Annotated in this window: 13 protein-coding genes; 2 read left to right on the top strand and 11 right to left on the bottom strand. The window is 60.5% G+C overall.

From position 1 onward, the window contains the following. Positions 1-141: 141 nt before the first annotated feature. The 3 genes from AC3ISR_RS19130 to AC3ISR_RS19120 all read right to left on the bottom strand — a co-directional run bounded on the left by AC3ISR_RS19130 (position 142) and on the right by AC3ISR_RS19120 (position 4,043). Entirely contained in the window at positions 142-993 is an 852-nt protein-coding gene (locus tag AC3ISR_RS19130; RefSeq protein ID WP_192296889.1) for an AraC family transcriptional regulator, read from the bottom strand. A 402-nt stretch (positions 994-1,395) separates the two neighbouring features. After that, the gene (locus AC3ISR_RS19125; protein ID WP_463984512.1) at positions 1,396-3,258 is read right to left on the bottom strand and encodes a DUF3857 domain-containing transglutaminase family protein; all 1,863 of its coding nucleotides are present in this window, start codon (positions 3,256-3,258) and stop codon (positions 1,396-1,398) included. Positions 3,259-3,404: 146 nt separating this feature from the next. Then, positions 3,405-4,043, bottom strand: a complete 639-nt coding sequence (locus AC3ISR_RS19120; protein WP_463984511.1) for a TetR/AcrR family transcriptional regulator — start codon at positions 4,041-4,043, stop codon at positions 3,405-3,407. Positions 4,044-4,162: 119 nt separating this feature from the next. On the opposite strand from AC3ISR_RS19120, the gene AC3ISR_RS19115 reads away from it, so the two are divergent. Beyond that, the gene (locus AC3ISR_RS19115; RefSeq protein WP_463984510.1) at positions 4,163-5,380 is read left to right on the top strand and encodes an MFS transporter; all 1,218 of its coding nucleotides are present in this window, start codon (positions 4,163-4,165) and stop codon (positions 5,378-5,380) included. A 94-nt stretch (positions 5,381-5,474) separates the two neighbouring features. Continuing rightward, on the top strand, positions 5,475-6,272 hold the full coding sequence (locus AC3ISR_RS19110) for a DNA/RNA non-specific endonuclease (RefSeq protein WP_463984509.1): 798 nt from the start codon (positions 5,475-5,477) through the stop codon (positions 6,270-6,272). A gap of 8 nt (positions 6,273-6,280) precedes the next feature. Here AC3ISR_RS19110 and AC3ISR_RS19105 read toward each other — a convergent pair whose 3' ends face one another. The 8 genes from AC3ISR_RS19105 to AC3ISR_RS19070 form a co-directional block, all read right to left on the bottom strand. Next, positions 6,281-6,460, bottom strand: a complete 180-nt coding sequence (locus AC3ISR_RS19105) for a DUF1289 domain-containing protein (protein ID WP_064453335.1) — start codon at positions 6,458-6,460, stop codon at positions 6,281-6,283. A 33-nt stretch (positions 6,461-6,493) separates the two neighbouring features. Continuing rightward, on the bottom strand, positions 6,494-7,405 hold the full coding sequence (gene dmeF / locus AC3ISR_RS19100; protein WP_463984508.1) for a CDF family Co(II)/Ni(II) efflux transporter DmeF: 912 nt from the start codon (positions 7,403-7,405) through the stop codon (positions 6,494-6,496). Beyond that, a complete protein-coding gene (locus AC3ISR_RS19095) occupies positions 7,402-7,677 on the bottom strand; it encodes a metal/formaldehyde-sensitive transcriptional repressor (protein WP_192296882.1) in 276 nt (91 codons plus the stop codon). Before AC3ISR_RS19095 ends, dmeF begins: the two co-directional genes overlap by 4 nt. Positions 7,678-7,758: 81 nt before the next feature. Beyond that, entirely contained in the window at positions 7,759-7,911 is a 153-nt protein-coding gene (locus AC3ISR_RS19090; protein WP_192296881.1) for a DUF2986 domain-containing protein, read from the bottom strand. A 54-nt stretch (positions 7,912-7,965) separates the two neighbouring features. Then, positions 7,966-8,349, bottom strand: a complete 384-nt coding sequence (locus tag AC3ISR_RS19085) for a hypothetical protein (protein ID WP_225595210.1) — start codon at positions 8,347-8,349, stop codon at positions 7,966-7,968. Positions 8,350-8,376: 27 nt separating this feature from the next. Continuing rightward, a complete protein-coding gene (locus AC3ISR_RS19080; RefSeq protein WP_463984507.1) occupies positions 8,377-9,402 on the bottom strand; it encodes an alpha/beta hydrolase family protein in 1,026 nt (341 codons plus the stop codon). Positions 9,403-9,982: 580 nt separating this feature from the next. Further along, positions 9,983-11,308, bottom strand: coding sequence for a glucarate dehydratase (gene gudD / locus AC3ISR_RS19075; protein ID WP_226455081.1), 1,326 nt, complete (start codon positions 11,306-11,308; stop codon positions 9,983-9,985). Positions 11,309-11,327: 19 nt separating this feature from the next. After that, positions 11,328-12,689, bottom strand: coding sequence for an MFS transporter (locus tag AC3ISR_RS19070; protein WP_192296877.1), 1,362 nt, complete (start codon positions 12,687-12,689; stop codon positions 11,328-11,330). Between the last annotated feature and the right edge of the window lie 195 nt (positions 12,690-12,884).

Genomic DNA, 12,884 nt, shown 5'->3' with positions numbered 1-12,884 from the left:
CGTCCAAGAAAGGCTCTGCTCTCGACGAGCAGTCAGTCTTCACTATCACCACGAGGTTGCGAAATATCAGCGACTGCGCAAGGAAGGACAGCAGGAGATGGAGGACGGCAGCTGGCCCAGAGCCAAGATCCGCCTGATGCATCAGGGGGAGATTTCATTGGTGAACATGATGTGTGGCACTGAAGCAAGCTCTGCGCCGCTGATGCGATCCGAGAGGTATCGTGCCGGAGGTTTGCCCATTGCCTTGCGGAACATGGTCACGAAACCGCTGGCGTTTTCGTATCCCAGCTCTAATGCCACCGTTTGCACGCTTTCACCCTTGGTCAAGCGTTGCAGCGCAAGGATTACATGCAATTGCCGACGCCAGCGCCCAAAGCTCATTCCAATTTCATGCAGCAAAAGACGACTCATGCTTCGCTCGCTCATGCCAATTCGAGTAGCCCAATCGGCCTTCGAGGTTTTATCCGCGGGGGTAGCCAGCATCATTTCTACGAGGCGGCGCAATCGGGGATCGCGTGGCATGGGCAGATGCAAGTCTTCCACCGGCGCCGCCACCAGCTCATCGAGCAAGGCAGCAATCAACCGGTCTTCCCGTCCCCCCGGCGGGTACAGTTCGGGAAAACCGGCCACCTTCAGTAGCAACTCGCGCAGTAAGGGCGATACCGAAATCGTGCAACAGGTTTGCGGAAGGTCCGGTGCGGCGTCTGGCTCAACGAACAGGCAATAGCATTCCGTTTCACCCGCCCCCCGCGCCGCGTGCGGTAAGTCCCCCGGTATCCAGATGGCGCACTGCGGCGGCACGATCCAGATACCGTCGTCAATTTCACAGTTGAGGATTCCGCGTAAGGAGTAGATCAGCTGCGCCTTGCGATGCTGATGCCTCGCATTTTCCCAGTCCTTTGCTACCCATGTGGCGCTCAAGGCCACAACAGGTCGCGAGAAGCTGTCGACGTCCCAAGGCACAATTAGATCGGTAATCGCAATGCTGGACATGTTGTCTTGTAGAGCCAGGGATGAGAGAGGGGGCTTTGGCCGAATCGAAGAATACTATGATCAACTTGCTCAATGGCGTCTAGCCGTTCCTAACCTTAGGGTTGCTTAGGCAGGTTGAGCTTTCTTCTGTGTTGAAAGAGCGGCCTTCTGATGAGGCAGCAGATCTTATCGAGGATCTTCGACGATTGGATATTGGTCAGGTTCTGCACCAAAAGAAATGTCGACCCCCCATAACGCAAGCCAGCGCAATCATCGCCGCGTCGGTAAGTTCGTTCCGTTTGACCGGCAACCGTTGAGTGTTTTTCTAATGGGGTGTGGCTGATAGCCAGATGAAAAGGCCTGCACAGATGCAGGCCTCTTTTCGCCTTGGGATTGGCTGGGCAATCGCGTAGGTAGGCGCAGTTATAGGGTCTGCACAATCACCTGGCTTTTCAGGTCGTTGACCATCCCTTCAATCGTCGGCTTCATCGCGACGTAGTCCTGTGCGCTGCACTGCGCGTCGGTGTGGGCGAACTGGTAACTGCGGGTCACCACCACGCTGTTGCCGTCCTGGGTGTACGTGGCTTGGTAATCGAAGCCGCCGCTCTTGAGAGACACCGCCTTGGGTACCGCCAGAATATTTACCGTCTTCGGAAATTCGAAGCGCGCCTGTTCGGCAATTTCGCCAGACAGGCAGGTAAAGTTCTGGGTGCGCTCTTTCTCGGCCATAAACGCAAACACGTTCTGTGAAATGCCGCCGGCGAGGCTGGTGAGGGTCGGCACGCCGGTCGGGCCGGGCAGGTTGACCAGGTTGTCGGTGTGGCCCGTGATCGTCGATTTGAAGATCGGCGCATTGCCTTCCAGGGTGTCGCTGACGACTTCACCATTACCGGACTGGCCGTACATGCTGAGGATTTCCTGCGTCAGTTTCTTGAGGTCGGCGGGCGGCAGCGACTTGAATACGAAGCGGTTGAACTCCGCGCCCCAGCCTTCCACGGTGGAGACGTGGTTGAAGTCGGCGCTGCCGTTGTCGGCGACGGTGAAGGTCAGGGTGTTGTCGACTTTGCCCAGTTGGCTGATCGGCGTGCGTTCAAGTGCGCCGGTCTGGGTCAGCAACACCGGCTTGCCCAGGTCCGGAATCGGCAGGTAGCCGGCGCCAATCGGCGCCGCCGTGGAGTCCAGGTACAGGTCCAGGCTCGGCACGTAGGTGATCGCATGGTTGAGCAGACCCAGCGTCGGCACCGTTGGCAAGGTATAGGCGTTGCCGAAGTTGATCAGCGCGGGTGAGCTTTCGAGGGCGACGGCCTTGAGCAAGGCTTCGAGCAGGGCGACATGGTCTTTGCAGTCGCCGTAACGGTTGTCCAGTACCGCCTGCGCCGGGTGCGGTACTACGCCGCCAGGGCCGACGTAAACCGCGACATAGCGAATGTTCTTACGCACCCAGTCGCTCAGCGCCAGGGCTTTGCTACGTGGGGTGTCGAGGTTGTTTGTGAGTTCCTTGGCCAGTTTGCTGATGGCGGGCGTCACTTCGATCTGTGCCCTGGCGGCGTAGGCTTGGGCAAATTGTTTGTAGTCGGCGAACGTCGATACAGCCATGAATTGCCCGTAATCGCTGTAGGCGACAGCGCCGTTTTCGATTCGGAATTTTTCGCCGGGCAGTTGTTCCCAGTGATAGATCTTGCGACCGGGTGCCGCCGCTGGCGTGGAGGCCTTGTAGCCTTTGACGTCGGCGTACAGTGGCATGCTCGCTGGCATGTCGTAGGAAAAGCTGGTTTGCTCGGTCTGGTAGAAGTCCGGGATGTTGATGTCTTCGAACTGCTGGGGAAACAACGGCTTGTTGCGCTGCAACTGGTAGCGCAAGACCAGGCGGTCGCCGACCGCCACGTCCGGGAAGATCACCACTTTGACCCGGGAGTCCTGGAACATCGGCGCATCGGCTGAGGCGCGCTCTTGCTGCTCCTTGATCTGTTTGGGCTGTACGCGGATTTTGCGACCGCTGGCTTTCTGGGTGTAGGCCTCGACGATTTTCAAGGTTTCCAGTGTGCGGTTGAAGCTCAGTGGCCGTTGGGCGTGCAGCTTGATTGCGCGCTCTTCGTTGACCCGCGAGATCATTTCCACGTTGAGCACAAAGCTGCCGTCAGCATTGACGACATAGGCGTGGGTATTTTTTTCGACAGTGAGGGAGTGGTCGGTGTCATCGGCCTGCACCTGTGCCGTAAACAGCCCGCAAACCACCACAGCCAGCACACCGAACAGGCGCGCCGGGGAGAGAGTAAAGCCTTGCATAAAGATCCTTCTGAACGATGACGTGCGCCGTCGGTAAGAGGGCGCGCATTCCTTGGGTAATCCGCTTAATGCGAAGCATTACTATATAGAAGTGGCGATAGGCCTGCAGTGTTTTTCCACGCTTCCCCGGCGGTTTTCCAGGTCTGCTACGGCTGTTTGAGTTGCGGCGCCACAACCGACGCCGCCACATCCCACGCCATCAGCAGCTGATCAATCGCCGCGTCGATCACGGCATGGGGCACGTTATCCCGTGCCAGGATCGACACCCCCTGCAAAAAGCTGTCAAACACCGTTGCCAGCACCGGGGCCTGCGTGTGTTGCGGCAATTGCCCGGCACGGATCGCGCGCTCCACACACGCGACGATCCCCGCCCGCGTGCGCAGGCGTGATTGCGTCAGTGCATGGGCGACCCGCGCATTTTCCGGGCTCGGTGCACTCATCACGCCTAGCGCGACCATGCAGCCCTTGGGGTGCCCGTCTTCGCACTGCATGCGCGCCGACTGACGCAGGGCGGTTTCGATGGCCTGACGGGGCAACAGGGTTTCGTCCCACAGGCATTCGGTGACTCTGGCGTAGGTCGACAGGTAGCGCTGCACGCATTCGTCGAACAACGCCTCCTTGGAGCCGAACGCGGAGTAAAAACTTGGCGCGGAGATACCGCCACCCAGGCCGGCCTTGAGTTGGGCGAGGGAGGTGGCGTCGTAGCCGTATTGCCAGAACAGGTGCATGGCCTGTTCCACGGCATGGTCACGGTCGAAATTACGCGGGCGGCCCATCTGTGCCATATGAGGTCTCCAGTAGAAAACGAGATAAATACTAGTCGATACATAAATCGTTGACAACGCACCCGCTAGGCTTGCAACATTTGTATCGATCAGTATTTAAGTCGTCCCAGGAGTTGCCCATGACACCCTCACTCAGCTTGTCCGCGTCTTCAGAACGCTTGCCCATCGGCGCCTTGCTCGCCCTGGCCATGACCGGTTTCATCTGTATCGTCACCGAGACCTTGCCCGCAGGCCTGCTGCCGCTTATCAGCGCAGGCTTGGCGATTTCTCCGGCAATGGCCGGGCAGATGGTCACCGCCTATGCGCTGGGTTCGGTGCTGGCAGTCATCCCCATGACCATCGCGACCCGTGGCTGGCGTCGGCGTAATGTGCTGTTGCTGACCATCGTCGGTTTCCTGCTGTTCAACTCGATCACCGCGCTGTCATCCCACTACGGGGTGACCCTGGTCGCGCGGTTCTTCGCCGGCGTCGCCGCGGGCTTGGCCTGGAGCCTGCTGGCTGGTTACGCCCGGCGCATGGTCGCGCCCCGGCAACAGGGCAGGGCGCTGGCATTGGCGATGGTCGGCACGCCGATTGCGCTGTCGCTGGGTGTGCCTCTGGGCACGTGGCTGGGCGGGCTGCTGGGGTGGCGCACCACATTCGGGCTGATGTCGGCGCTGACGCTGGGGCTGATTGTGTGGGTGCTGGTGAAAGTCCCGGACTATCCACCTCAGGCCGCGCATCAGCGTTTGTCCCTGGGCAAGGTGCTGACCACGCCCGGCGTGCGTCCGGTGCTGGCGGTGGTGATCAGTTGGATGCTGGCGCACAACATTCTGTACACCTACATCGCGCCGTTCGTGGCGCAGGCCGGGTTGGCGGAGCGTGTGGATGGGGTGCTGCTGGTGTTCGGGCTGGCGGCATTGGCGGGGATTTGGCTGACGGCCAGGCTGGTCGAGCCGCTGTTGCGCAAAACCGTGTTGGTCAGCCTGGCGACATTTGCAGGGGTAAGCGTGGTGTTTGGTGTTGTAGGAAGCTTGCCCGCAGTGATCTATCTCGGTGTCGCGGTGTGGGGGCTCAGCTTCGGCGGTGCAGCGACGCTGCTGCAAACCGCCCTGGCCGATGCGGCGGGGGATGGTGCGGACGTCGCGCTGTCGCTGAATGTGGTGGCGTGGAACAGCGCAATTGCCGCCAGCGGCATCGTCGGCGGGGTGTTGCTGGAGACCTGGGGCGTGGCGTCGTTCCCGTGGGCGATGCTGCTGTTGATTGCGCTGTCATTCGCGCTGGCCTGGAGTGCACGCAGCCATGGGTTCAAGCCAGGGCCTCGGGGTGCGGGAAAACCTGCAGCGGTCGGGCACTAATCTGACATTAGATAGTCAATAATCCTCGTAATATCATCCACTTGGCGGCGTTTTCCGTCGCCTGTCGCTTCACTCTCTGTCGAAGATTTAATGCATGTACCTACGCAATATTGCAGTTGGTCTCACCGCCCTTGTTTTACTTTCCTCCGGGGCCAACGCACGCAGTCTGCCGGACCTTTACTCCAGGCAGCAAAAGCAGGCGTCATTCGACAATTGCGCAGACTTGTTTCCCGCTGCAACACCGATCAATACCGCCACTGTGCCCGCCACGATGAGGCCCCTGGCGCTGTGCTCCGACCACTTCGCCGTGCTCTATTCGCAAACCAGCAAGACCCCGCTGGTGGTGGTCGAGCGCCTGAACGCCGCACAGTTGAAAGACGCCAAGGGCGAGGAACGCACCAACCAGTTCTACGCTGACCCGCGCATTCCCAAGGGTGGGCGCGCGGAATTGAGCGACTACCGCAGCCAGCATCCGGCCGTGGACCGTGGCCACCAAGCCCCGGCTGCCGACGCGCCGAACGCTAACGCGATGGCGCAGTCGTTCGCGCTGTCGAACATGGTGCCGCAGGACCCCACCAACAACCGCAAGATCTGGAGCAAGGTCGAGGCCGACGTGCGCAAATTCGCCGTGCGCGCCGGCGGCGATGTGTATGTGTTCACCGGCCCGTTGTTCGACCCCGGCCACAGCACCATCGGCGCCAATCAGGTCTGGGTGCCGACGCGCCTGTTCAAGCTGGTGTATGACGCTTCGTCCAAACGCGCCTGGGCCTACGTGCTGCCCAATGCCGAAACCCGCATCCAGAAACCGATGGACTACGACACCTTTGTAAAAAGTACCGGGCTCAAGCTGCTGGGTAACCTGCCGGTATCGGGGTCGGTGGGGCGTACTTAGTCGTACGCTTACTTGGCCTTTTTCAGCGCTTTCAAACGCAGGGTGGCGCGTTGCACGGCGGCCATTTTCTCCGGCCGTTTCATCCTTTTCCATTTACGGATGTCGTCTTTGCTGCGCCCGCAACTGACACAGAGGTCGCCGCTGAGCTGGCAGGTGGAGATGCAGGGGTTTTCTATATCTTTAGCCAAGGGGGCACCCATAGATGGCGTCAGTGGTCGCGGTTACGCCGCACGAAACTCGACGGTGAGGTGGCTCACTTCATGCACCGGCTTGAGGCGCTCGCGAATGCACTCGGCATCCGTCGTTGCGGCGCCCACCACACTGACAATCGCCGCATGGGCGTCTGGCCCCACGCGCCAGACGTGCAGGTCGGTAATCCGCGCATCGCCGGGCTGCTCAACCAACTCGCGGATCTCGGCGGCGACGTGCTCATCGGTCTGGTCCAGCAGCACGCCGGCGGTCGCGCCCATCAGGCTCCAGGCCCAGCGCGCAATGACGATGGCGCCGACGATGCCCATCACCGGGTCCAGCCACACCCAACCGAGGTAGCGCCCGGCCAGCAACGCGGCGATGGCGAGGACGGAGGTCAGCGCGTCGGCGATGACGTGCACGTAGGCGGATCGCAGGTTGTTGTCGTGGCCGTGGTGGTGATGGTCGTGTGCGTGGCTGTGATCATGGCTGTGGCCGTGACCCAATAGCAGCGCACTGGCGATATTCACCACCAGGCCCACCACGGCAATCAGGGTAGCCGTGCCAAATTGCACCTCGGAGGGCGTCAGCAAGCGCATCACCGATTCCACCCCGATACCCAACGACACCAGCGCCAGGATCAGTGCCGAGGCAAAGCCGCCGAGGTCGCCGACCTTGCCGGTGCCAAAGCTGTAGCGCGGGCTGTGCGCATGGCGTTTGGCAAAGGCGTATGCGGCGGCGGCAATGCCCAGGGCGCCCGCGTGGGTAGCCATGTGAAAACCGTCGGCGAGCAGGGCCATGGAGCCGGTGAGCGCACCGGCGGCGATTTCCACGACCATCATCACCACCGTCAGCATCACCACCCACAGGGTGCGCCTGGCGTTTTCATCGTGGGATGCACCGAGGAACACATGCTCGTGGCTATGGCTGTTGGCGAGGCTCATTTGGAATAGCGCCGAATGGCTTCAAGCAATTCTTCGACGCCCTTGCTGCGTTCTTCTTCGGAGAGGGCAGGGTCGGCCACGTGCGACCTGGCGTGGTCTTCGATGATTTCTTCCATCAACCCGTTGATCGCGCCGCGGGTGGCCGCCACCAAGTGCAGGGTCTTGGCGCAGTCGGCATCCGCTTCGAGCTCGCGCTCGAGGGCCTGGATCTGCCCGGCGATGCGTTTGACGCGTTTGATCAGGTTGTCTTTGTTTGCCGAGACGTGGCCCATGCCTATACCCCCCCTACCTATGAAGGGGGCGATCATTGCATACCCCACCCCCCTATAACAAGGCGCGGCGCTGCCGGGTGTTTACGCTTGTTCCGCAGGCGCGGCGGCTTCTTCGGCGAGTTTCAGGCGGTCGGCTTTGCTGATGTATTTGTCTTTGGACTTGGGCGCCAGTTTGGCACTGGCTTTTTTGGCTTTGGCCTTGAACAGTTGCTGGAGCTTTTTCTGGCGATTCATGGGGTTTTATCCGACGGGTGAAGGTGCGGATGATACCAGCTAAAAATCCCAGCCCTACAGCGCGCAATCCAGCCGAATCGGCCCAATCTCGATCATACCGGCCGACACCGAAGCGATACCCTCCATCCCCCAGAACAACGGCCCGCCATCACTGACCAGATCATAGATCGCACTTTCACTGATCAACCGGCCGTTGCGCTGATCGTACAGGCGAAAGAACGCCGGGCTTTCCCAGCGCACAAACAGGTGAACCTCGGCTGTTTCGTCCGGATGGGCCTGGGGGTGAAAGGCGCTGGGCAGTACCCAGAAAGGTTTGAATTGCTGCACCCGATAACAGCCGTTGGGGCTGATATGGGCGGAGCCGGAGGGTTGCGCCAGGCCTTTTTCCCACCACTGGGAAGCGCCCCACAGCGCTGCGCAAATTAAGAGTGTGCTCAAGACTACTTTTCTCACGTTGACACAGCCTTATTTGCCCGCAGGTTGGGCGAGAAATTCGCTGATCAGGGCCACCACCTGCTGTTGAATCACCTCCCGTGGTCGCGCGCCCTCGCCATCGCGGCAAATCATGCCGTCACCGGGCGAACTCTCTTCAATCAGCGCCTCGCCGCCGGGTTTGCAGATCGCCATAAAGCTGAAGTGGGTGGCGTCGCTGATCTGCACATACTGGGTCGATGCTTTCGGCAGGCGCCTGGCCAGGTCGGCGGATTCCAGTTCGGCCGGCAGTTGCGGTTCCGTCACGCCCGCCGCAAGTATCAATGCCGGCACCGGCAGTGCCGCCAGGCTGGCGTCGGTCATGCCGCGTGACAGGCCCAGGTCCAGCGATACCACGGCGCTGACGCGTTTATCGCTCAAGTCTGCGGCCACCTTGGCGTTGTCGGGGTTCATCTGCCGGTACGTCGTGCAGGCGACCAATTGCGGGTGAGCGGTGCAGTCTTTGGCGAACAGCGCGGGGTCGAAGCGCGCGCCGGCGGCTTCCAGCACGGTCCAGCCGCCGAGTGAATGGCCGATCACGGCAATCCGACGATTCTCCACGGCGCCGAATTGCTTAGGCTGCGCGAGCACCGCGTCGATGGCGCGGCTCAGGTCCTTGGGCCGTTGCCACAACTGCGCGGCGGCCTCGGGGCTGCGATCTTTGCTGGTGGTGCCGGGGTGGTTGACCGCCGCGACGATATAACCCTGATGCGCCAACGCACTGGCCAGCCACACCTGATTACCCCAATTGCCGCCATTGCCGTGGGAAATCACCACCAACGGATGTCTGCCGCTGGCGGGCGGTGCGTCGGGCACGGCGAGGGCACCGTGAAAGACGGCGTCGTCGCGGATCAGCTCTGGGGCTTTGGCGGTTTTAGCGGGATACCACACGACCATCTGCAACGGGCGGTTGCCGTGGGCGTCGGGGAGAGTGGTGTTCTGGAAGCCGATGGGGCTGTTGTCGGCGAATGCAGGTGTGGCGAGGCAGACCAGGAACAACGCGGCAAGGGTGGTTTTCACTGTTGTTATCGTCCTTGAAGTGAGGCGCGCATCATGGCTGGAAATCGGCGATTTGAGTAGAGGGCAGGCGGGACTAGGAAGTTGCTGACGAACTCCTGATTTAAAGTATGGCGGAGTTGTCTTTGTTGATTTTAGGAAGTGTGTGGGTTTATTCGGTTATTGAATCGTGCAAAAAAAGGTAGTGGCGTGATTCTTACAGTAGGCTTGATTGGAACCTTATGTGTTGACACCTGACTCTATGGTGAAGATTTTGAAAGGTTGATTGTATTTCCTCAGCGCGTAAATCTCGCTGGAGCGGTTCTTGCGCTGTTTGCTGTTTTAGTAGTTTCTAACAATGAAGCCGCTTTTGCCGGGGAGGGATCAATCACTAAAGCCACTGCGCCCGGTCCGGTGTCGGTTTTTCAAATTTCTATGCTACTTCTTCGGATTTTCCTGCGGTTATGCTATTGCCGTCCGTACAGCACTCAAGAATATTGTATGGGCATGCTCGCGAACGCGCAGTGTCAGTCTCCCGATAGATAGACTGATCCACCGCATTCGCAAGCAAGCCCGCACACATTTTTGATCTCTGTGTTTTAGCTCATCGCACCAGGCACGGCTGTTTGTTGTTGAACTTCCACCCTGGAATCAAAAACTGCATCGCCACGCTGTCATCCCGTGCGCCCAGGCCCATGCCCTTGTACAGCTCATGGGCCTTGGCCACGGCGTCCATATCGATGTCCACGCCCAGGCCGGGTTTGGCCGGCACGTTCACGTAGCCGCCTTCGATCTTCAGGGGTTCCCGGGTCAGGCGCTGGCCGTCCTGCCAGATCCAATGGGTGTCGATGGCGGTGATGTCGCCCGGTGCGGCGGCGGCGACCTGGGTGAACATCGCCAGGGAAATGTCGAAGTGGTTGTTGGAGTGCGAACCCCAGGTCAGGCCCCACTCGTGGCACATCTGCGCGACACGTACCGAGCCTTGCATGGTCCAGAAGTGCGGGTCGGCCAGGGGGATGTCCACTGATTGCAGTTGGATCGCGTGACCCATTTCGCGCCAGTCGGTGGCGATCATATTGGTCGCGGTTTTCAGCCCGGTGGCGCGGCGGAATTCGGCCATTACTTCGCGGCCGGAATAGCCGTTTTCCGCACCGCAGGGGTCTTCGGCGTAGGCGAGCACGTGGTGTTGGTCGCGGCACAGGCGGATGGCTTCTTGCAGAGACCATGCGCCGTTCGGGTCGAGGGTGATGCGTGCATCGGGGAAGCGTTCGGCCAGGGCGGTGACGGCTTCGATTTCTGCGTCGCCGCTCAATACCCCGCCTTTGAGCTTGAAGTCGTTGAAGCCGTATTTGGCCTTGGCGGCTTCGGCCAGGCGCACCACGGCTTCGGCAGTCAACGCCTGCTCATGGCGCAGGCGGAACCAGTCGTCATCGGCGTCGGCTTCGTTGCGGTAGGCCAGGTCGGTGGTGTTGCGGTCGCCGATGTAGAACAGGTAACCGAGCATTTTCACCGCATCGCGCTGCTGCCCTTCGCCAAGCAGGGCGGCCACCGGCACTTCGAGGAACTGCCCCAGCAAGTCGAGCAACGCGGCTTCCATCGCGGTGACGGCATGGATGGTGATGCGCAGGTCGAAGGTTTGCAGGCCGCGCCCGGCAGAGTCCCGCGAGGCGAAGGTGCTGCGCATCTGGTTGAGGATGCGCTGGTAATGGCCGATGGGCTGGCCGATCACCAGGCTGCGGGCGTCTTCCAGGGTTTCGCGGATGCGCTCGCCGCCGGGCACTTCGCCAACGCCGGTGTTGCCCGAACTGTCCTTGAGGATAACGATGTTGCGCGTGAAATACGGACCGTGGGCACCGCTGAGGTTGAGCAGCATGCTGTCATGGCCGGCGACCGGGATGACTTGGAAATCGCTGACGATAGGCGTGTTCATGGCAGGTTCCTAAATAGGCTCAGAGAGGTTTGCTGATGGCCGCGCCGCTGGGCACGACGCTCGGTGCCGCCAGCGCGGCAGAGGGCGAGGTCTTGGCAAAAAACACCAGGATCGCGGCCAGCACCGAGGTGCCGGCCAGGCCGTAGAGGCCGCCCTGGATCGACCCGGTGGTCTGTTCCAGGAAGCCGAACGTGGTCGGCGCAACAAAGCCGCCCAGGTTGCCGATGGAGTTGATCAGCGCGATCACCGCCGCAGCGATGCGCGCATCCAGGTAGCCCTGGGGAATCGGCCAGAACAGCGACGACGCCGACTTGAAACCGATCGCCGCAAAACAGATCGCCACGAAGGCAAACACCGGCCCGCCGGTGGTGGACATGAACATGCCCGCCGCCGCAATCAACAACGCCGCCGCAACCCACGCCTGCTGGAACTTGAACTTGCCCGACAGCGACGCGAAGGCGTACATGGCGATGATCGAGATCAGCCACGGGATCGAGTTGAAGAAACCGACCTGCACGTCACTCAACTCACCCATCTTCTTGATGATGCTCGGCAGCCAGAACGTCGCGGCGTAGATCGTCAACTGGATGCAGAAGTACAACGCACAGAACAGCATGATCTGGCGGTCCTTGAGCAGCTTGCCGATGGTCGGCTTGACCGTGCTCAGCGCTTCACGGTCGCGTTGTTCCTGGTCGATGGCGTTGACCAGTGCGTCCTGCTCTTCGCGGTTCATCCATTTCGCGTCGTGAGGCTTGGAGTCGAGCCAGAACCACACAAAGAACCCCAGCGCCACCGAGGCCAGGCCTTCGATGCCGAACATCCATTGCCAGCCGTGCAGGCCGAAGCCTTCGATCTGCAACAGCGCCCCCGACAAGGGGCCGGAAATCAGCGAGGCAACCGCCGAGCCACTGAGAAAGATCGCGATGGCCTTGCCGCGCTCAACGCCGGGCAACCAGCGGGTGAAGTAGTAGATCACCCCCGGGAAGAAACCCGCCTCGGCCACACCCAGCAGAAACCGCAGGATGTAGAAGTGGGTTTCGTTCTGGATGAACGCCATCAGCGTGGCGACGATGCCCCAGGTGAACATGATGCGGGTCAGCCAGATCCGTGCGCCGACCTTTTGCAGGAGCATGTTGGAGGGCACTTCGAAGAGCGCGTAGCCGATAAAGAACAACCCGGCGCCGAAGCCGTAGGCCGCTGCGCCGATGCCCAGGTCATGCTCCATGTGCGTGCGCACGAAGCCGATGTTGACCCGGTCGATGTAGTTGAGGATGAACATAATCACGAACAGTGGCAGCACGTGGCGCTTCACTTTGCTCACGGCGCGCGCGAGGACGGGATCACTGGTTGAAGCGGCGGATGCATGGCTTGAATGGGTCACAGTTCAAAACTCCCCCTGATTATTTTTATGCGGGTTTGTGCGTCTTGTTGATAGACATCATACAAGTGCTTTTCTTGAAGCCGCAATCGGGCGCTGTGATTTTTGTTTTTATAAGGCTGTAGGGTTTATTGGTGTTTTGGTTATTTACCAGTGTTTGCAGGGGTTTATTAGGCTTTTTGGCGGGTGTGAATAGAT

The organism is Pseudomonas sp. GL_117 (assembly GCF_057835125.1).
The sequence above is the reverse complement of the archived record's forward strand: the minus strand, read 5'-3'. Positions and strand labels throughout refer to the sequence as shown.

Excerpts from the sequence above, each read along its gene's own strand:
- AC3ISR_RS19130 (WP_192296889.1), bottom strand. The coding sequence starts at position 993 with ATGTCCAGCATTGCGATTACCGATCTAATTGTGCCTTGGGACGTCGAC.
- AC3ISR_RS19125 (WP_463984512.1), bottom strand. The coding sequence starts at position 3,258 with ATGCAAGGCTTTACTCTCTCCCCGGCGCGCCTGTTCGGTGTGCTGGCT.
- AC3ISR_RS19120 (WP_463984511.1), bottom strand. The coding sequence starts at position 4,043 with ATGGCACAGATGGGCCGCCCGCGTAATTTCGACCGTGACCATGCCGTG.
- AC3ISR_RS19115 (WP_463984510.1), top strand. The coding sequence starts at position 4,163 with ATGACACCCTCACTCAGCTTGTCCGCGTCTTCAGAACGCTTGCCCATC.
- AC3ISR_RS19110 (WP_463984509.1), top strand. The coding sequence starts at position 5,475 with ATGTACCTACGCAATATTGCAGTTGGTCTCACCGCCCTTGTTTTACTT.
- dmeF (WP_463984508.1), bottom strand. The coding sequence starts at position 7,405 with ATGAGCCTCGCCAACAGCCATAGCCACGAGCATGTGTTCCTCGGTGCA.
- AC3ISR_RS19095 (WP_192296882.1), bottom strand. The coding sequence starts at position 7,677 with ATGGGCCACGTCTCGGCAAACAAAGACAACCTGATCAAACGCGTCAAA.
- AC3ISR_RS19090 (WP_192296881.1), bottom strand. The coding sequence starts at position 7,911 with ATGAATCGCCAGAAAAAGCTCCAGCAACTGTTCAAGGCCAAAGCCAAA.
- gudD (WP_226455081.1), bottom strand. The coding sequence starts at position 11,308 with ATGAACACGCCTATCGTCAGCGATTTCCAAGTCATCCCGGTCGCCGGC.